Origin of the sequence: Planosporangium flavigriseum, assembly GCF_011947225.1 — a bacterium.
In the GTDB taxonomy this organism is placed as follows: domain Bacteria; phylum Actinomycetota; class Actinomycetes; order Mycobacteriales; family Micromonosporaceae; genus Planosporangium; species Planosporangium flavigriseum.
The window spans coordinates 354,441-372,434 of sequence record NZ_JAATVW010000001.1 but is presented as its reverse complement, the minus strand read 5'-3'; the positions used below and the strand labels follow the sequence as shown (position 1 = coordinate 372,434).

The following is a 17,994-nucleotide window of genomic DNA, read 5'->3' as shown; positions in this document are numbered from 1 at the left end:
AGACGACCGTCGAGGACAAGGACATCCCCGCCGCGCCCGTACCCACGCCGGTACCCACGCCGGTGCCGGCGGCCGGGCGGCTGTCCGGGCCACTCGCCGCGCTGCGCGGGCTGCTCGACCGGCCGCTCGCGTCGTACTACCTGCTGCTCGCCAGCGTCGGACTGCTGCTGATCTTCGGGCTGGTCATGGTGTTCAGCGCGACCAGCGTGGAGAACTTCGCGGTCGGCCAGAGCGCATACGCCTCGGTGGCCAAGCAGGCCGGCTGGGCGGTGGTGGGGCTGTTCGGGTTCTGGATCTGCCAGCGCCTGCCGATGCGCACCTACCGGGCGATCTGCAGGATCGCGATCATCGGCTGCATCGTACTGGTGGTCGTGCTCGACACGCTGGCGTTCCTCACAGCCCTGAACACACCGCCCAACGCCGCCCCGGTGCCGTTTCGGATCGGCCCGCTGTACGCCAGGGAACTGTGGCTCTACGTCGGCCCGCTCTCGTTGCAGCCAGCTGAACTTGCCAAGCTGGCGCTGGCGCTGTGGGTGGCCGACGTCCTCACCCGCAAGGGTACGAAGATCACCAGCTGGCGTGAGCTGTTCCTCCCGCTGTTCCCCGTAGCGTTGTCGCTGTTCGCGCTGGTCGGCTACAACGACTTCGGCAGCATGACGATCCTGTTCGTGCTCTTCCTCGGCGTGCTCTGGGCCGCGGGCGTGCGTAAGCGCGTGTTCGCGGCGCTGTTCGCTCTCGCAGCGCTGGGTATGACCGCGCTGATCTCTCTGCAGCCGTACCGCCAGGAGCGGCTGACGGTGTTCCTCGACCCGGCGCGCGCCGACCGCAACGGGCCCGCGTACCAGTTCTTCCAGGGCCTGTATGCGATCGCCAACGGCGGCTGGTTCGGGGTGGGGCTGGGCAACGGGCACCTGAAGTGGGGGCGGCTGCCGGAGGCGCACAACGACTTCATCTTCGCGGTCATCGCCGAGGAACTCGGCGTCGTTGGCTGCGTGGTCCTGTTGGCAGTCTTCAGCGTGCTCGCCTATACCGGCCTGCGCATCGCCAGTCGGGTGGAGCACCCGTTCCGCCGGCTCGTCGCCGCCGGCATCACCTGCTGGCTGGTCGGCCAGGCGATGATCAACATCGGCGGGGTGACCGGCGTCATGCCGATCACCGGGGTGCCGCTGCCGTTCATCTCCGACGGTGGCACGGCTCTCGTCGTCGCGCTCGCCGCGGCCGGAATCCTGACGTCCTTCGCCCGCGCTGAGCCCGACGCCGCACGAGCGCTACACGCCCGTCCACCGCGTCAGTGGGTACAGCTAGTCTGGGCGCCGTTGCCACCGCTGCCCAGCGGTGGCGCGGGGCGTCGCGCGACGGCACCGGGTGGTGCCGGGCCGCGCGGTGACGGCGGTGGACGCGCCAAGGACCGCGTCCGGAACCGCTAGCCGGAAAAAGGGGAGGAGCGCACAGATGCCTGTACGGTCGGTCGTGCTGGCCGGCGGAGGCACCGGGGGGCACATCTACCCGTTGCTGGCATTCGCCGACTGTCTTCGACAGCACGATCCGCAGTTACGCATCACCTGCCTCGGCACGCCGAAGGGGCTGGAAACCGAGCTGATCCCGCCGAAGGGCTACGACCTGCGCAACGTCCCCGCGTACCAGTTGCCGCGCTCGATCAACATGAACCTCGTGCGCACTCCCGACCGCATGTGGCGCGCCGCGCGCGCGACCCGGGAGGTGCTCGACGAGGTCTCGGCGGACGTGGTCGTCGGCTTCGGCGGCTACGTGTCCGTCCCGGCCTATCTGGCGGCCTGGCGGCGCAAGACGCCGGTCGTCATCCACGAGGTCAACGTGCCGCCGGGCGTCGCCAACCGGATGGGCATGCGCTTCACCCGCAACCTGGCGGTGGGCTTCCCGCACCAGGTCGAGCAGGTGCCGGTGCTGCGCCAGGCGCGCGTCACCGGGGTGCCGATGCGGCGGTCGATCACCACGCTCGATCGAGCCGCCCGCCGCGCCGAGGCCCGCGCCCACTTCGGGCTCCGCCCCGATCTGCCGACGCTTTTCGTGTTCGGCGCCTCACAGGGTGCCCGGTCGATTAACCTCGCCATGGCCGGGGCGGCGAAGGCGATCACGGCCGCGGGCGTACAGGTGCTGCACATCATCGGCGCTCGCAACGAGCCGGTCGACATCCCGCCGGACCTGCCCGTGCCGTACGTGACCGTCAAGTTCCTGTCCGAGATGGAGCTGGGATATGCGGCCGGTGACCTGGCCTTGTGCCGGGGCGGCGCCATCACGTGCGCGGAGACCGCGGCCGTCGGGATGCCCGCCGTCTACGTGCCACTACCCTACGGAAACGGGGAGCAGCGCCGTAACGCGTTGCCGATCGTCGACGCCGGGGGTGGGTTGATCGTCGACGACGGCGAGCTGACCCCGGATTGGATCGAGCGGACGGTGGTTCCGCTGGTCCGCGACGAGGCCCGCCTCGCCGAAATGAGCAGGGCCGCCGGGGCGTACGGGCGCCGCGACGGCGACGAGGCACTACGTGCCTTCATGTATGAGGTGGTAGGGCAGTGAGCGGGAACGAGCCCAGAAAGGTGATGGGTCAGTGAATGCGGCCAAGCCGGATCAGCTCGCCGAGCTGACGGCGGAGGACCTGGGGACGGTACACCTCATCGGGGTCGGCGGAGTGGGCATGAGCGGGCTGGCCCGCCTGCTGCTCACCCGCGGCGTTCCGGTGTCCGGCAGCGAGCTGCGCGAGTGGCCGTCGCTCGCGGGCCTGCGGGCACTCGGCGGCACCATCCACATGCAGCACGTAGTGTCCAATCTGGACGGTGTCGACACGGTCGTGTACTCGACCGCGATCCCGGCCGACCACCTCGAACTGGTCGAGGCCCGCAGCCGGGGCCTGCGGATCCTGCACCGGTCCGAGGCGCTCGCGGCGGCGATGGCGGGGCGGCGCACGATCGCGGTGGCCGGCACCCATGGCAAGACCACGACCACGTCGATGACGACGATGATCCTCCAGCACGCCGGCCTCGACCCGTCGTTCTTCATCGGTGGCGAGATCTCCGAGGCCGGATCGAACGGCCACCACGGCAGCGGCGAGTTCTTCGTCGCCGAGGCCGACGAGAGCGACCGGTCGTTCCTGGTGTACCGCCCGCACGTCGGGATCGTCACCAACATCGACGCCGACCACCTCAACACGTACGGCGACCTGGCCGGCCTGGAGGACGCGTTCGTCCAGTTCTGCCAGCGGGTGGACCCGGACGGATTCGTGGTCACCTGCGCCGACGACCCCGGCGCGCGCCGGCTGGCCGAGCGGGTCCGGGCCGAGGGCATCACCGTGTACACGTACGGCGAGGCCGAGGACGCCGACCTGCGCATGACCGAGGTCGTCTCGTCGGTCAACGGCGTGCGGTACATGGCGGCGCTCGACGGCGAGTCGCTGGGTGAGATCTCGCTGCGGGTGCCAGGTCGCCACCTGGGGCTCAACTCCGCGGCGGGCGTTCTCACCGCGTTGAAGCTGGGGGTCGAGCCGGCGGCGGTCGTCGAGGCGCTCGCGGAGTTCTCCGGGGTGCGCCGACGCTTCGAGCTCAAGGGCACGGCGGCGGGCGTGCGGGTGTACGACGAGTACGCCTACCACCCGACGTCGATGACCGCGGCGATGAACACGCTGCGCGAGGTTGCCGGCGACGGGCGGCTGATCGTGGTCTTCCAGCCCTACCGGGTCTACCGCACCCGTGACAACGAGGCGGCGATCGCGGCGGCGCTGGCGATCGGTGACGAGGCGATCGTGCTGGAGGTGTTCGGGCCCGGTGAGGTCCGGGAGCCCGGTGCGGGCGGCGTGTCGCTGACCGCCGCGATCGGCCTTCCCGGCGACCGGAAGGTGTTCGTGCCCAGCTGGGACGACGTGCCCGCGGAGGTCGCCCGCCGGGCGCGCGAGGGCGATGTCGTCGTCACGATGGGTGCGCCGCCGATCTCGCTGATGGGCGACGAGTTGTTGGCCGCGCTGGAGGCCGCGGTCGAGTCCGGCGACAACGGGTACGTGGCGCGCCACGCCCGCTCCGAGTGACGTAGTTGAGCAGCAGATGGCGCCTGGTCCGGGCGCGCCGCGACGCCGTACCGGACTCGGTCCGTCTGTTCTCGCAGCGGGCCCGGCGGCGCCGGCTGCGCGCCGCGCTGCCCTGGCTGGTAGCGCTGGGTGCCGTCGTGCTCCTCGCCATCATCGGCGCCGTGGTGTACACGACGCCGCTGCTCGGAGTGGCCGGCATCCGGGTCACGGGTGCCCGGTTGGTGACCGCCGACCAGGTACGCGCGGCGGCGCGGGTGGCGCCGGGTACCCCGCTGGTACGGGTCGACGTCGACGTCGTGGCCCGCCGGGTCGGCGGGCTGCCCCCCGTTTCCCGGGTGACGGTCAGCCGGTCGTGGCCGCGCACGCTGGTCATCCGTGTCGTCGAGCGCACCCCGGCGGCGGTGGTGCCGATGGGCGACCGGTACGCGATCGTCGACGGTACCGGCACGGTGTTCGACTCGGCGCCGGTGCCACCCGCTGGTCTGCCCGTGCTCAAGCTGCGTACCCCCGGCCGGGACGACTCGGCGACGCGGGCCGCGCTGACCGTCCTCGCCGCGCTGCCGCCGGGGCTGCGCGAACCGATGGCGGCGTTGGTGGCGGACTCCCCGGCCCGGATCCGCCTGGAGCTGCGGGACGGCCGCCAGATCGTGTGGGGCGACGCGACCCAGAATGACGAGAAGGCGCGCGTGGCGCTCACCATCCTTGGCAACGGTCAGAAAGTGACGGATGTGAGTGCGCCGTCGGTGGTGACGACCCGCTGATCGAGGGTGTCCTCGTTGATTCAGGCATCGGCCGCGGGGGTGGGCGTGATACTTCCGGCGTTCGCGGCGCTGTAGAAGTTTATTGACGGTCGCGCGGCGACACGCCGACGCCGGTCCTTGGATCGCGGCGGGTCGGCACATACCTTTCCACCAGGCATTAGTTGACATAACTATAAGCCTCTAGTAAAGGGTGAGGGTTTAGCGACCCTCGCGCCGTCTGCAACAAGCGGACGCCGCCCGTGAGGGGCCGCACCCGATGCGGACGCCCGTACCGGACCGGCGCTCGACGATACTCAAGGGGAAAGGCACGTCCGATGACACATCCGCACAACTACCTGGCGGTCATCAAGGTCGTCGGCATCGGTGGTGGCGGCGTCAACGCCGTCAACCGAATGATCGAGGTCGGGCTCAAGGGTGTCGAGTTCATCGCGATCAACACGGACGCGCAGGCGTTGCTGATGAGCGACGCCGACGTCAAGCTCGACGTTGGACGTGAGCTGACGCGGGGCCTCGGTGCCGGCGCGCAGCCCGAGGTCGGAAAGAACGCCGCCGAAGACCACCGCGACGAGATCGAAGAGGTGCTCAAGGGCGCCGACATGGTCTTCGTGACCTGTGGCGAGGGCGGCGGCACCGGCACCGGTGGCGCTCCCGTGGTCGCCAACATCGCCCGCAAGCTCGGTGCGCTCACCATCGGTGTGGTCACCCGTCCGTTCTCCTTCGAGGGGAAGCGCCGGCAGGTGCAGGCCGAGGCGGGTATCGAGGAGCTGCGCAACCAGTGCGACACGCTCATCGTGATCCCGAACGACCGGCTGCTCGCCCTCGGCGACCGTGGCATCAGCATGATGGACGCCTTCCGCCAGGCCGACCAGGTGCTGCTCTCCGGTGTCCAGGGCATCACCGACCTGATCACCACGCCGGGTCTGATCAACCTCGACTTCGCCGACGTCAAGAGCGTCATGAGCGGCGCCGGTAGCGCTCTCATGGGCATCGGCAGCGCACGCGGTGACAACCGGGCGGTGGAGGCGGCCGAGGCGGCGATCTCCAGCCCGCTGCTGGAGCAGAGCATGGACGGCGCACGGGGCGTGCTGCTGTCCATCGCCGGCGGCTCCGACCTGGGCCTGTTCGAGATCAACGACGCGGCCCAGCTCGTCACCGACGCCGCGCACCCCGACGCCAACATCATCTTCGGTGCGGTCATCGACGACGCGCTCGGCGACGAGGTGCGGGTCACCGTGATCGCCGCCGGCTTCGACGGCGGGGCACCGGCCTACAAGCCGGCCGAGCCGCCGCGCAAGGTCGTCGCCGCCGCTCCGGTGGAGCCGCAGGCGCCGGCCGCCCCGCCGCGGCCGGCCGCGCCCCAGGCCACGCCGCGCCGCGTCCTGTTCGACGACGTGGACGTGCCCGACTTCCTCAAGAACGGCGCCTGACCACCGCAGAGGGGGAGGCGGCGTATCCGCCCCGGGCGTGGGCCCGGGGCGACCGCGCCGTATATCTGGTGACTATGACTATTGAGGAAGGCGCCGACCCGCGGCGGGCGGAGTTGGCGCAGCGGCTGTCGGACGTACGCGGGCGCATCGCCGCCGCCTGCGTCGAGGCCGGGCGCGATCCGGCGGAGGTGACGCTGATAGCGGTCACCAAGACCTACCCGGCAGCCGACGTCCGGCGACTGGTCGAGCTTGGCGTGCACGACATCGGCGAGAACAAGGACCAGGAGGCCGCGCCGAAGGCCGCCGAACTGGCGGCCGCCGGCGCGGCGGTGCGCTGGCACTTTGTCGGGCAGTTGCAGCGCAACAAGGCCAAGTCGGTCGTCAGGTACGCCGACCTGCTCCACTCCGTGGACAGCAGCACGCTCGTGGCGGCGCTCGACCGGGCCGCCACGGTCCACCGGGAGCGGCCGCTCGACGTGCTCGTGCAGGTCAGCCTGGACGCCGATCTGGAGCGTGGCGGCGCCGCGATCGGCGCGGGCGTCCCCGAGCGCGACCTCGAACGCGTGGTGGCGGCGGTGGCCGAGTCGGAGTCGCTCCGGTTGCGCGGGGTGATGGCGGTGGCGCCGCTCGCCTGGGATCCGCGGTCTGCCTTCGATCGACTCGCCGAGGTGGCAAGCGTCATACGGCGCGACCACCCGGATTCAACAGTGGTTTCGGCGGGTATGAGCGTCGATCTCGAAGCGGCTATTTCAGCAGGCGCGACACATGTCCGCATTGGTGCCGCGTTGCTCGGGAAACGAGCGGCGTTGAGGTAGCCTCGCGAGTGGGACATTGAAACTACACGAGTGTGGTTTTGTCAAGGTCGGCGCCGGCGGGCGCCGGCGCGAGTTTGGGGGCACGGCACAGGGCAGTGCCGCACGGAGGTAAGGGGCGCGGCATGGGAGCAATGCGGAGGGCCGGGGTCTGGCTCGGCCTCGTTGAGGACGAAGACGAGCGCGCGTACTCCGAACGCGGCTACGACGAGCGCGGCTACCGGTACGGCGAGGACTTCGGCGACGAGGACGAGGTCGACGAGCAGTCGGCCGTCTCGACCCGGAGCCGGGTCAGCGAACGGCTGGCCGCGGAGCGGGAGGCCCGCGTTGAGCGCTCGACCGTGCGGTCTATCGCCCGTTCGCCGCAGTCGACGGTCAGCTACCCCACGCGGGAGAACCTGGCGCTCGCGCCTCGGGTGAGCGAGCGCCCGGCCACCCAGGCCGAAGAGGACGAGCGCCGCTACCAGATAACGACACTGCATCCGACCACATATAACGAGGCCCGGACGATCGGTGAGCATTTCCGCGATGGCGTGCCAGTCATCATGAATCTCACCGAAATGGACGAGGCGGATGCTAAACGACTGGTTGATTTCGCGGCGGGGCTTGCGTTCGGCCTTCGCGGTACGATCGAGCGCGTCACTAACCGCGTGTTCCTGCTCTCGCCGGCCAACGTCCAGGTCACGGCAGAAGACAAGGCAAAGATCGCCGAGGGTGGGTTCTTCAACCAAAGTTGAGTGAGGATCCGGTCCACCGTGCTATCGGTCGCCATGCAGGTCGTCTACCTGGTGCTGTACGCCTTCTTCCTGGCCCTCCTCGCGAGGTTCGTGATGGGGGCCGTGCTGCAGTACGGTCGTCGATGGCATCCGGGGCGCGGAGCGGCCGCGGCGCTCGAGGTTGTCTGGAGCGTCACTGATCCCCCTCTCAACGCGTTGAGGCGAGTGATCCCGCCGCTTCGTGTTGGTACTGTGAGTGTCGACCTGGCCTCCCTTGTGCTGCTGGTTATTCTGTTCGTGCTGATGAACGTCGTGGTACGGCGTCTGATCTAGGTGACGGCCCGTAGTCACGACGCCACGCGGCCGCAACTGACCCGAGGAGTTTCGATGCCGCTGACCCCGGCCGACGTCCACAACGTCGCATTCAAGAAGCCCCCCATCGGCAAGCGGGGGTACGACGAGGAGGAGGTCGACGCCTTCCTGGATGAGGTTGAGCGCGAACTCGCCCGTCTGATCGAGGAGAACAACGAACTGCGGGCGCAGGCCGAGCGGGGCGGCGGTCGCAGCGTGGGTGGCGGGGGCGCGTCCGACGCCCGTCTGGCCGCCGAGCTCGCCGAGCTGCAGAGCCAGTTCGACCGCGTTCAGCGCGAGAAGGCGGCGGCGGAGCAGGCGGCCCGAGGCATGCAGGCCGAGCTCGAGCAGGTCCGCGCTCAGGGCCCCGGGGCGGTCACCGGTGACGGTGAGCAGCAGGCGCTGCGGGTGCTCATGATGGCCCAGCGCACGGCTGACGACCACGTCAACGACGCCCGCCGCGAGGCCGACAAGCTGCTGTCCGACGCGCGCACCAAGGCCGAAGAGGTCACCCGCGAGGCGCGGGCCAAGGCCGACGCCCTCGAGCGCGACGCGCGCCAGCGCCACCAGGAAGCCATCGCGGGCCTGGACACCAAGCGCACGGCGCTGCAGAAGCACATCGAGGAGCTCAAGCAGTTCGAGCGCGAGTACCGCACCCGCCTGAAGGCGTACCTCGAAAGCCAGCTGCGCGACCTGGACGGCCGGGCGCAGGGTCTTGAAGCGGACCTTACCCGGACCGAGAACGGCCGGTCGGCCGGCGGCAACTCCGGAAGCATGGCGACGCTCGCCGGTGCGTACGGCTCCCGGTCCGGCATCGACGCAACGCGCTAACAACCGGTTCACGGCGGCGAGCCGCAGCTCGCGATGCGCCGCCGTGTGGTCGCCCGTCCGGGGGCTCGTTCGTTAGACGTGCGAGACAGGTCAGGGACGATTACCCGCGGAGGATTGGCCGTGATCGTCGGAAGTCTGATCCTCATCGTCGGCGCTACCGTGTTTCTCGCGGTGGGCCTGGTCACCGGCTCCGACCCGTTTTTGGTCGGTTCGATCGCGGCGAGCCTGCTCGCCGCGATCGCACTCGTTGTCGGCGGCCGTCGGGCCGGTGCTGACCGGGAACCCGATGCGGAGGCGCCCACACTCGCCGAGACCGTGCCCGCTGATGCCGCGCCCGCGTCCGCTGACGCCGCGCCCGCGTCCGTTGCCGGCGGCGACCAGGAAGACCAGGCGGGCACCGGGTCGGACGGCTCGGTATCCGGTCAGCGTGAGCCGGCGACCGCGGTGATCCCGGCCGCCCGCGTCGGGGCGGACGAACCGGCGGTACTGGAAGAGGCGCGGGAGCGCGACCCGTCGGTCGTCGTGCCGGAGTCGGTGATCCCGGCCCAGGGGGGCGCCTCCGGTCGGCGCCGGGAGTTCCTGCTCGACAACGCCTCGGAAGCCACGGACGACGAGGACCCGCCGGATGAGCCGGTGGCCCAGCGGGTGCCGGACGGCGACGCGGCCGAGGTGGCCCGGATGAGCAATGAGGTGCTGGTCATCGATGGCCGCCCGCGTTACCACCTGGCCGGCTGCGTACACCTGCTTGGCCGGACCAGCGAGCCGTTGCCGGTCTCCGAGGCCGTCGAGTTGGGGTTCACCCCGTGCGGGCTCTGTGAGCCCGACCGTGCGCTGCTCGCCGAGGCCCGCGGGGTCTGACGCCCGCTACTCCGGCAGAATTGAGACGTGTTCACGATCGCCGTCCGGGTCAAGCCCGGCTCGTCGCGTACCCGGGTCGGGGGCTCCTACCCTGGCCCGCACGGTCCGGCGCTGGTGGTGGCGGTGAACGCGCCGGCGGTGGACGGCCGAGCGACGGAGGCCGCGCGCCGGGCCATCGCCGAGGCGCTGGAGCTGCGTGCCGGAGCGGTCACGCTGCGTACCGGAGCCGCGAGCCGGGACAAGGTGTTCGAGGTCGAGCAGCCCCCGCCTGATCTGGCGGAGCGGGTAAGCCGACTGCGCGATCCGGCCCGGTGAGGCTCCCCTCGGACTTGGCGCAGAGTCCGATTCCCGACACTGCGGGGTTCAACGCGCAGGGGTGTGGGTATGGGACGCCGATAATTCGACGGCGGGGCGGAAGCAAATAGCGCATAATTGCGCGTTCCGGCCGGCCGATGTTGCGTGGCAGGTTTGTCGGACGCACGTACGTTCCGTATTCTTGCCACTCTCTGGAGTGCGCGGCGTTTTCGTCGCGCGCCCGTTTTGCATTTTTGGAGGACGCCATGGCGGCTCGGGCGGGCGCGGTGCGGAGGGCCGGCGCAGCGACCAGTTCCGCCAAGAAGACTACGACGGGTAACCGTCGCGACGAAACCTCCAAAAGCGTGACTAAGGAAACTTCGGCACCCGCCGACCCGGTCGAGGCCACGCCCCCCGGCGTGACGTCGACCAGGACGTCCCGACGGCGTGCCCCCGGGCCGTCCGGAACGTCTGCACCAACCTCTGCGCAAGCACCGGTAACCGCCGCGACGACCGCGGCCGAGGGAGCGACGATGGCTAAGACCGCCGACAGCAAGACCGCCACCGACACGGCCGGCATCAAGACCGGCAAGGCGCCTCGCGCGCGCTCCGCGGCTGACACCGAGAAGATCCGGGCGGCTCTGTCCGAGCGCCGTGACGGGCTCAAGACCGAGTACGACCAGACCATGGCGGAGATCGCCGAACTGCAGCGCGACCGGTTGACCGATTCGGCCGGCGACGACCAGGCCGACACCGGTACCAAGACGTTCGAGCGCGAGCAGGAGATCTCGCTGGCCAACAGCATCCTGGAGCGGATCACCCAGGTGGAGCGGGCCCTCGAGCGCCTCGACGAGGGCACGTACGGCTACTGCGAGCGGTGCGGTAGCACCATTCCGGTCGAGCGGCTCGCCGCGTTCCCGTCGGCTACGCTGTGTGTCACCTGCAAGCAGCTGGAGGAGCGGCGCTGAACAGCGAGGAGACGTTGGCCAGCGGTCCGAGCCCGGAACTCGCGGCGCAGCAGTCCGCGCCGACCGCCGGGCCCGCGCCGGCATCGGAGACTCCGGCACGCCGGCACCGAACGATCGGGGTGCTCATCCTCGCCAGCGTCGTCGTGCTGCTGATCGACATCGTCACCAAGCAGCTCGCGGTGAGCGGGTTGAGCGGGCGCGAGCCCGTACGGCTGCTGGGTGGGGCGGTGTACCTGGACCTGATCCGCAACAGCGGGGCCGCGTTCAGCCTCGGGACCGGGTACACGTTCATCTTCCCGATCATCACCATCGCGGTCGTCGGCTGGATCGGCTGGGCGGCGGCCCGCCGGCTGCGGTCGGTGCCGTGGGCGCTCGCGCTCGGGCTGGTCGCAGGCGGCGCGCTGGGCAACCTCACCGACCGGATCTTCCGCGCGCCCGGTCCGATGGTCGGGCACGTGGTCGACATGATCAGTGTGTTCGCCCCGCGGGGTGAGTTCTTTCCCGTGTTCAACGCGGCCGACTCGGCTCTGTGCGTCGGCGTGACGCTCGCGGTGCTACTCGAGTTGACCGGCCGGCGCCTCGACGGTACCGGTACCCGAAACCGCGACCGCGAGAGTGTGCCAGACTCCGCAGGTGGCTGAGGTTCGTTCACTTCCCGTCCCCGATGGTCTTGACGGCCTGCGGTTGGACCAGGCGATCTCCCGGTTGTTCGGGCTCTCCCGGATGGCGGCCGCCGCGGTCGCCGAGGCCGGTGACGCGCTCGTCGACGGGGTGCCGCGGCCGAAATCCGAGAAGGTCAACGCCGGCGACTGGCTGGAGGTCACGCTGCCCGGCCCGGAAGCGCCGGTGCCCGTCAAGGCCGAGCCGGTGCCCGGACTGAAGGTCGTCTACAGCGACGACGACATCGTCGTGGTCGACAAGCCGGTCGGTGTCGCCGCCCATCCGAGCCCGGGCTGGAGCGGACCGACGGTGACCGCGGGCCTCGCCGCGATGGGCCACACCATCGCGACCAGCGGCGCCGCCGAGCGGCAGGGCGTGGTCCACCGCCTGGACGCCGGCACCACCGGGTTGATGGTGGTGGCCAAGAGCGAGCGGGCGTACAGCGTGCTCAAGCGCGCCTTCAAGGAGCGCACGGTGGACAAGCGCTACCACGCCGTGGTGCAGGGGCACCTCGACCCGTTGCGCGGCACGATCGACGCGCCGATCGACCGCCACCCCACCCACGACTACAAGTGGGCCGTGGTGTCCAGCGGCAAGCCCAGCGTCACCCACTACGACACGCTGGAGGCGTTCCCGGCGGCGAGCCTGCTCGACATTCACCTGGAGACGGGGCGTACCCATCAGATCCGGGTGCACTTCTCCGCGCTGCGCCACCCGTGCGTCGGCGATCCCATGTACGGCTCGGACCCGACGCTGTCGGCCAGGGTCGGGCTCAACCGCCAGTGGCTGCACGCGCGCCAGCTCGGGTTCGAGCATCCCGCGACCGGCGAGCACGTGCAGTTCACCAGCGAGTACCCGGAAGATCTGGCCCACGCCCTGTCGGTGCTGCGCGGCGAGGAATGAACCTGCTTTCGGAATTGGCCGAGGCGGCCGCCCGGCTCCGGCGTGGCGCCCGGCGCCTGCGCGGCCTGGTCATGGTGGCCATGCTCGCGGCGCTGATGATGACCGTGGCGACGGCCTGGTTCGTCGGTCGCGGCACTGGTAATGCGAGCGGCGGCGACCAGACCGTCGGTGACGTGGTCCGGGTCGGGGTCGTTGACGGCGCCTCCGTGCCCGACTACGAACAGCGCAGCCGTGCGGAACTTGCCGACCTGGTACGCGGCGGCAGCCCCGGTGAGCTCGTCGCCCTGGTGACGCTGCGCGGCTACCTGACCCCGGACCAGCTGGCGCCGGCGCTGGGTGGAGTCGCGCTGACCCAGGTGTACGCGCGGGTACCCGAGCCGCACCTGCAGACCCAGATCGTGCGGCTGGACGCGTACCGGGTGCCCGACGACGTCACCGGGGGGATGGACCGGGTGGCCGCGAAGAAGGACGCCGAGGCGGCCGACTACGCGCGCCTCGCGGCGAACCTCGGCACCACGGACTCCGAACGCGAGTTGCGTGCCGTGTACACGAAGGGTCATCAGATCGCCGCCGTGGAGGCGGCCGGGTACCGCTCCCACTGCGCCTGCGTGTACGCGGCGGTCGTACGCGCGACTCCCGCGGCACTGGATCAACTCGCCCGACGCGGCGAGGTGCGCGTGGTCGATCCCACGCCGGAAGTACGACGGCTGGATCGGGCGGTGTTCCTGCCACCCCTGCCCGAACAGCGGGAGCGGGTCACCGCTCCGGACAACTCTGGGCAACCGACAGCATCTCCGGCGGTTGCGCGCCGTTGAACCCGCAGGGCTTAGTTGCCCGTATGAACATTTCGAGTGGTCGTACATCGGTCCGGTCCGTAGCCTGATGGGGGCGGTACACAGGTGGCAGGAGGGCGGCGAACGTTGGAGCGCACCGGGGCCGGCTGGAGTCGAGCCGCCGAGCCGACTGGCCGGTGGCGGTCGCTCCTGGATCGCGCGCTCAACGGCCGATCGGGAGAACAGGCGCTCCTCGACGACGACCGGCTCGATCCCCGGGCGCCGCTACCCGAGCGCTTCGAGCCCGACCCACGTCCGCCCGCGCGCTGGCAGTCCGCGCCGGTGGCCGCGGCCGACGGCGACGACTGGGCGGCGGGCGTGCTCCGCGCGAACCTCGGTGGGCCGCGGGTGCTCGCCTTCGCCAACCCCAAGGGCGGCGTCCACAAGACGACCGCGACCGTGCTCGCCGCTGCCACCGCCGGGAGTGTTCGCGGGCGCGGCGTGCTCGCCTGGGACGACAACGAACTGCGCGGCACCCTCGGCCTGCGCGCCGGCAGCGCCCGCCACGCCCGTACGATCCGGCACCTGCTCCACGACCTGATGGAGATCGAGGCCACCGACGGGTACGAGCTGCGCGACCGCCTCGACGACTACCTGCGGCACGCCGCTGACGGCAGCTACGACGTGCTCGCCGGCGAGGAGGACTCCCGCTTCGCGCAGAAGCTCGACCCGCACATCGTGCGCAGGGTGCTCGAGCTGCTCTGCCGCACCCATGACGTGGTCTGCGTCGACACCGGTAACAACGTGGAGAGCCCCAACTGGCGCACGGTGATCCAGTCGGCGGACCAGTTGGTGGTCACCACCGTGCCCCGCGAGGACGCCGCGTTCACCGCGGACTGGATGCTCGACCTGCTCGAAGAGGCGGGCCTCGGCCGGATGGTCAAGAACGCGGTGACGCTGCTGTCGTGCCCGACGCCCGGCAAGTCGGCGCTGCTGGACGACCTCGCGGCGCACTTCGCCAACCGCACCCGCGCGGTCGTCGTCGTCCCGTACGACCCGCAGTTGGAGAGCGGCTCCAACATCGAGTACGGGATGCTGAGCCCCGCCACGAAGCGGGCCTGGCTGCGGGCGACCGCCGTGATGCTGGAGCCCTTCGCCCGCTGATCTCTCACCCCCGCCCGCTGTCGGTGGGTGGGGTTACCATCGCTCCCGTCGCAAAAGGGGGGGAGGTTGGCGTGGGCGACTCGTTCGTGCACCTGCACGTGCACACCGAGTACTCGATGCTGGACGGCGCGGCGCGGCTGAAGCAGCTCTTCGCCGAGACCGCCCGGATGGGCATGCCGGCCCTCGCCATGACCGACCACGGCAACCTCTACGGCGCCTACGACTTCTACCAGCAGGCCACCGCCGTGGGCATCAAACCCGTGATCGGGGTCGAGGCGTACGTCACGCCGGGCACCGACCGGCGCGACCGCAGCCGGGTGCGCTGGGCCTCCGGCGGGGAGAACGACGTCTCCGGCGGCGGCGCGTACACCCACCTCACCATGCTCGCGGCCGACGCCGACGGCCTGCGCAACCTGTTCCGGCTCGCGTCCCGGTCCAGCCTGGAGGGCTTCTTCTACAAGCCGCGGGCCGACCGGGAGCTGCTGCACGAGTACGGCAAGGGCCTCATCGCCACGACCGGCTGCCCCTCCGGCGAGGTGCAGACCTGGCTGCGCATCGGCGACTTCGCCAAGGCCTGTGCGGCGGCGGCGGAGCTCCGCGACATCTTCGGCCCGGACAACTTCTACCTGGAGTTGATGGAGCACGGGCTCGACATCGAGCAGCGGGTCCGGGCCGACCTGCTGCGGCTGGGCAAACGGCTGGGCTTGAAGCCGGTCGCGACCAACGACCTGCACTACACGTACGCGTCGGACGCCGACGCGCACGAGGCGCTGCTGTGCGTACAGTCCGGCTCGACCCTGGCCGACCCGAAGCGGTTCAAGCTCGACGCCCGCGACTTCTACCTGAAGTCGCCGGACGAGATGCGCAGGCTCTGGGACGCCGAGATCCCGGGCGCGTGCGACAACACCTTGGAGATCGCCGAGCGGATCGGTGACTACTCGGCGGTCTTCGCCCCGCGCAATCTGATGCCGCGCTTCCCGGTGCCGGCCGGGGAGACCGAGGAGTCGTTCCTGCGCGCGGAGGTCCACCGGGGCCTGGCCCGCCGGTTCCCCGGCGGGGTCCCCGCGACCCACCGCCGGCAGGCCTCCTACGAGCTCGACGTGATCTGCCAGCTGGGCTTTCCGGGTTACTTCCTGGTCGTGGCCGACCTGGTCGCGTACGCCAAGGCGAGCGGTATCCGGGTCGGCCCGGGCCGCGGCTCGGCGGCGGGGGCGCTCATCGCGTACGCCCTGGGCATCACGGAACTCGACCCGCTCGCGCACGGCCTGCTGTTCGAGCGGTTCCTCAACCCGGAGCGGGTGTCGATGCCCGACATCGACATGGACTTCGACGAGCGCCGGCGCGGCGACATGATCCGATACGCGACGGAGAAGTACGGCGCGGACCGGGTCTCGCAGATCATCACGTACGGCACGATCAAGGCCAAGGCGGCGATCAAGGATTCCGCCCGGGTCCTCGGCTACCCGTTCGCCGTCGGTGACCGGATCACCAAGGCGATGCCGCCCGCGGTGATGGGCAAGGACATCCCGTTGTCGGGGATCTTCGACCCGGCGCACCCGCGGTATGCGGAGGCGGTCGAGCTCCGCCAGCTGTATGCGGCCGAGCCGGACGTGCAGAAGGTCATCGACCTGGCCAAGGGGCTGGAGGGGCTGAAGCGGCAGTGGGGCGTGCACGCGGCGGGCGTGATCCTGTCCCGCGAGCCGCTGATCGACGTGCTCCCGATCCAGAAGCGCGAGCAGGACGGCGCGATCATCACGCAGTGGGACATGGGCGCCTGCGAGTCCATCGGCCTGCTCAAGATGGACTTCCTGGGCCTGCGCAACCTGACGATCATGGATGACGCGCTGGCGGCGATCAGGACCAACCGGGGCCTCGATCTGGTCCTGGCGGACCTGCCGCTCGACGACAAGCCGACCTACGAGCTGCTGGCCCGGGGCGACACGCTCGGGGTGTTCCAGCTCGACGGCGGCCCGATGCGCTCGCTGCTGCGCTCGATGGCGCCGGACAACTTTGCGGACATCTCGGCCGTGCTCGCGCTGTACCGGCCCGGCCCGATGGGCGCCAACGCCCACAACGAGTACGCCGACCGCAAGAACGGCCGTAAACCGGTGGTTCCCATCCACCCCGAGCTGGCCGAGCCGCTCGCCGACATCCTGGGCGACACCTACGGGTTGATCGTCTACCAGGAGCAGGTCATGGCGATCGCGCAGAAGCTCGCCGGCTACTCGCTCGGCGCCGCGGACCTCCTGCGCCGAGCGATGGGCAAGAAGAAGAAGGAGATCCTCGACTCCGAGTACGTGCCGTTCTCCGAAGGCATGCGCGCCAACGGGTACTCCGACGAGGCGATCAAGACGCTCTGGGACATCCTGGTCCCGTTCTCCGACTATGCGTTCAACAAGGCGCACACCGCCGGCTACGGCCTGGTGTCCTACTGGACGGCCTACCTCAAGGTCAACTACCCGGCCGAGTACATGAGCGCCCTGCTCACCAGCGTCGGTGACGACAAGGACAAGATGGCCGGCTACCTCGCCGAGTGCCGGCGGATGGGCATCAAGGTGCTGCCGCCCGACGTGAACGCCTCTTTAGCGCGGTTCGCGGCGGTCGGCGCGGACATCCGGTTCGGGCTGGGCGCGGTCCGCAACGTCGGCGCAGGAGTGGTCGAGGCGATCATCCGCTGCCGCAAGGAGCACGGCCGCTACGGCGACTTCTCCGACTTCCTGCGCAAGGTCGACGCGGTGGCCTGCAACAAGAAGACGATCGAGTCGCTGATCAAGGCCGGCGCGTTCGACTCGATGGGGCACACCCGCAAGGGCCTGCTGTCGGTACACGCCGACGCGATCGACGCGTACCTCGACGTCAAGCGCAACGAGGCGGTCGGGCAGTTCGACCTGTTCGCCGTCGTGTCCGGCGACGAGTCCGAGGGCGCCGGCCTGGTGGTGACGCCGCCGATCCCGGACACCGAGTGGGACAAGGCCGACCGGCTCGCGTTCGAGCGGGAGATGCTCGGCCTGTACGTCTCCGACCACCCCCTGAACGGGTACGCGCACGTGCTCGACCGGGTGGCCGAGCGGCAGATCGTGACGCTCTCGGCGGAGGGCGGCGGGGCTCCGGACGGTGCCGTCGTCACGCTCGCCGGCATCCTCGGCGGTGTCCACCGGCGGGTCACCAAGCAGGGCCGGCCGTGGGCCTCCGCGACGCTGGAGGATCTGACCGGTGCGATCGAGGTGCTCTTCTTCCCGAACACGTACGCGATGGTCGGCCAGCACATCGCCGAGGACGCCATCGTCGCGGTCAGGGGCCGGGTGGACCGCCGGGACGACCAGCCCCGACTCATGGCGATGGACCTCTCGTTACCCGGACCTCACCGTCCCCGATGACGCGCGGCCGGTGGTGCCGGCATACATGACAAAGACTTTGCGGGC

General features: G+C 70.4%; 15 protein-coding genes and 2 pseudogenes. All 17 read left to right on the top strand.

The window, feature by feature from the left end:
- The first annotated feature begins 62 nt into the window (after positions 1-62).
- Entirely contained in the window at positions 63-1,427 is a 1,365-nt protein-coding gene (locus HC028_RS01595; RefSeq protein WP_203981176.1) for an FtsW/RodA/SpoVE family cell cycle protein, read from the top strand.
- Positions 1,428-1,452: 25 nt separating this feature from the next.
- The gene (gene murG / locus HC028_RS01590; RefSeq protein WP_168071889.1) at positions 1,453-2,556 is read left to right on the top strand and encodes an undecaprenyldiphospho-muramoylpentapeptide beta-N-acetylglucosaminyltransferase; all 1,104 of its coding nucleotides are present in this window, start codon (positions 1,453-1,455) and stop codon (positions 2,554-2,556) included.
- Between the two features lie 31 nt (positions 2,557-2,587).
- Complete coding sequence (murC, locus tag HC028_RS01585) at positions 2,588-4,054, top strand: UDP-N-acetylmuramate--L-alanine ligase (protein ID WP_239075325.1); 1,467 nt, start codon at positions 2,588-2,590, stop codon at positions 4,052-4,054.
- Positions 4,055-4,059: 5 nt separating this feature from the next.
- Positions 4,060-4,815 (top strand): cell division protein FtsQ/DivIB, encoded by a 756-nt coding sequence (locus HC028_RS01580; protein WP_168071888.1) that lies wholly within the window; start codon positions 4,060-4,062, stop codon positions 4,813-4,815.
- Positions 4,816-5,129: 314 nt separating this feature from the next.
- Entirely contained in the window at positions 5,130-6,242 is a 1,113-nt protein-coding gene (gene ftsZ, locus HC028_RS01575) for a cell division protein FtsZ (protein ID WP_168071887.1), read from the top strand.
- Positions 6,243-6,316: 74 nt separating this feature from the next.
- Positions 6,317-7,057 (top strand): YggS family pyridoxal phosphate-dependent enzyme, encoded by a 741-nt coding sequence (locus tag HC028_RS01570; protein WP_168071886.1) that lies wholly within the window; start codon positions 6,317-6,319, stop codon positions 7,055-7,057.
- 122 nt (positions 7,058-7,179) lie between these two features.
- Entirely contained in the window at positions 7,180-7,791 is a 612-nt protein-coding gene (locus tag HC028_RS01565; RefSeq protein ID WP_168071885.1) for a cell division protein SepF, read from the top strand.
- Positions 7,792-7,809: 18 nt separating this feature from the next.
- Positions 7,810-8,103, top strand: a complete 294-nt coding sequence (locus HC028_RS01560; protein ID WP_168071884.1) for a YggT family protein — start codon at positions 7,810-7,812, stop codon at positions 8,101-8,103.
- Between the two features lie 54 nt (positions 8,104-8,157).
- The gene (locus HC028_RS01555; protein ID WP_168071883.1) at positions 8,158-8,952 is read left to right on the top strand and encodes a DivIVA domain-containing protein; all 795 of its coding nucleotides are present in this window, start codon (positions 8,158-8,160) and stop codon (positions 8,950-8,952) included.
- A 120-nt stretch (positions 8,953-9,072) separates the two neighbouring features.
- A complete protein-coding gene (locus tag HC028_RS01550; RefSeq protein WP_168071882.1) occupies positions 9,073-9,810 on the top strand; it encodes a hypothetical protein in 738 nt (245 codons plus the stop codon).
- A 27-nt stretch (positions 9,811-9,837) separates the two neighbouring features.
- A complete protein-coding gene (locus HC028_RS01545; RefSeq protein ID WP_168071881.1) occupies positions 9,838-10,125 on the top strand; it encodes a DUF167 domain-containing protein in 288 nt (95 codons plus the stop codon).
- A gap of 512 nt (positions 10,126-10,637) precedes the next feature.
- Positions 10,638-11,072 (top strand): TraR/DksA family transcriptional regulator, encoded by a 435-nt coding sequence (locus HC028_RS01540; protein WP_168071880.1) that lies wholly within the window; start codon positions 10,638-10,640, stop codon positions 11,070-11,072.
- 14 nt (positions 11,073-11,086) lie between these two features.
- The gene (gene lspA, locus HC028_RS01535) at positions 11,087-11,713 is read left to right on the top strand and encodes a signal peptidase II (RefSeq protein WP_168071879.1); all 627 of its coding nucleotides are present in this window, start codon (positions 11,087-11,089) and stop codon (positions 11,711-11,713) included.
- A complete protein-coding gene (locus HC028_RS01530; RefSeq protein WP_203981165.1) occupies positions 11,706-12,635 on the top strand; it encodes an RluA family pseudouridine synthase in 930 nt (309 codons plus the stop codon). The genes lspA and HC028_RS01530 overlap by 8 nt, the downstream gene beginning before the upstream one ends.
- Positions 12,632-13,450 carry a hypothetical protein gene (locus tag HC028_RS01525; protein WP_168071877.1) on the top strand — a complete coding sequence of 273 codons (819 nt, stop codon included), beginning with the start codon at positions 12,632-12,634 and terminating at the stop codon, positions 13,448-13,450. Before HC028_RS01530 ends, HC028_RS01525 begins: the two co-directional genes overlap by 4 nt.
- A gap of 321 nt (positions 13,451-13,771) precedes the next feature.
- Positions 13,772-14,572: pseudogene (locus HC028_RS01520) on the top strand (MinD/ParA family ATP-binding protein); the annotation flags it as partial.
- Positions 14,573-14,643: 71 nt separating this feature from the next.
- A pseudogene (gene dnaE / locus HC028_RS01515) lies at positions 14,644-17,928 on the top strand (DNA polymerase III subunit alpha); the annotation flags it as partial.
- Positions 17,929-17,994: the final 66 nt, after the last annotated feature.

What these genes read in the sequence shown, in the direction of transcription:
- murG (WP_168071889.1), top strand. Translation starts at nt 1,453, where the DNA reads ATGCCTGTACGGTCGGTCGTGCTGGCCGGCGGAGGCACCGGGGGGCAC.
- ftsZ (WP_168071887.1), top strand. Translation starts at nt 5,130, where the DNA reads ATGACACATCCGCACAACTACCTGGCGGTCATCAAGGTCGTCGGCATC.
- HC028_RS01570 (WP_168071886.1), top strand. Translation starts at nt 6,317, where the DNA reads ATGACTATTGAGGAAGGCGCCGACCCGCGGCGGGCGGAGTTGGCGCAG.
- HC028_RS01565 (WP_168071885.1), top strand. Translation starts at nt 7,180, where the DNA reads ATGGGAGCAATGCGGAGGGCCGGGGTCTGGCTCGGCCTCGTTGAGGAC.
- HC028_RS01555 (WP_168071883.1), top strand. Translation starts at nt 8,158, where the DNA reads ATGCCGCTGACCCCGGCCGACGTCCACAACGTCGCATTCAAGAAGCCC.
- HC028_RS01540 (WP_168071880.1), top strand. Translation starts at nt 10,638, where the DNA reads ATGGCTAAGACCGCCGACAGCAAGACCGCCACCGACACGGCCGGCATC.
- HC028_RS01525 (WP_168071877.1), top strand. Translation starts at nt 12,632, where the DNA reads ATGAACCTGCTTTCGGAATTGGCCGAGGCGGCCGCCCGGCTCCGGCGT.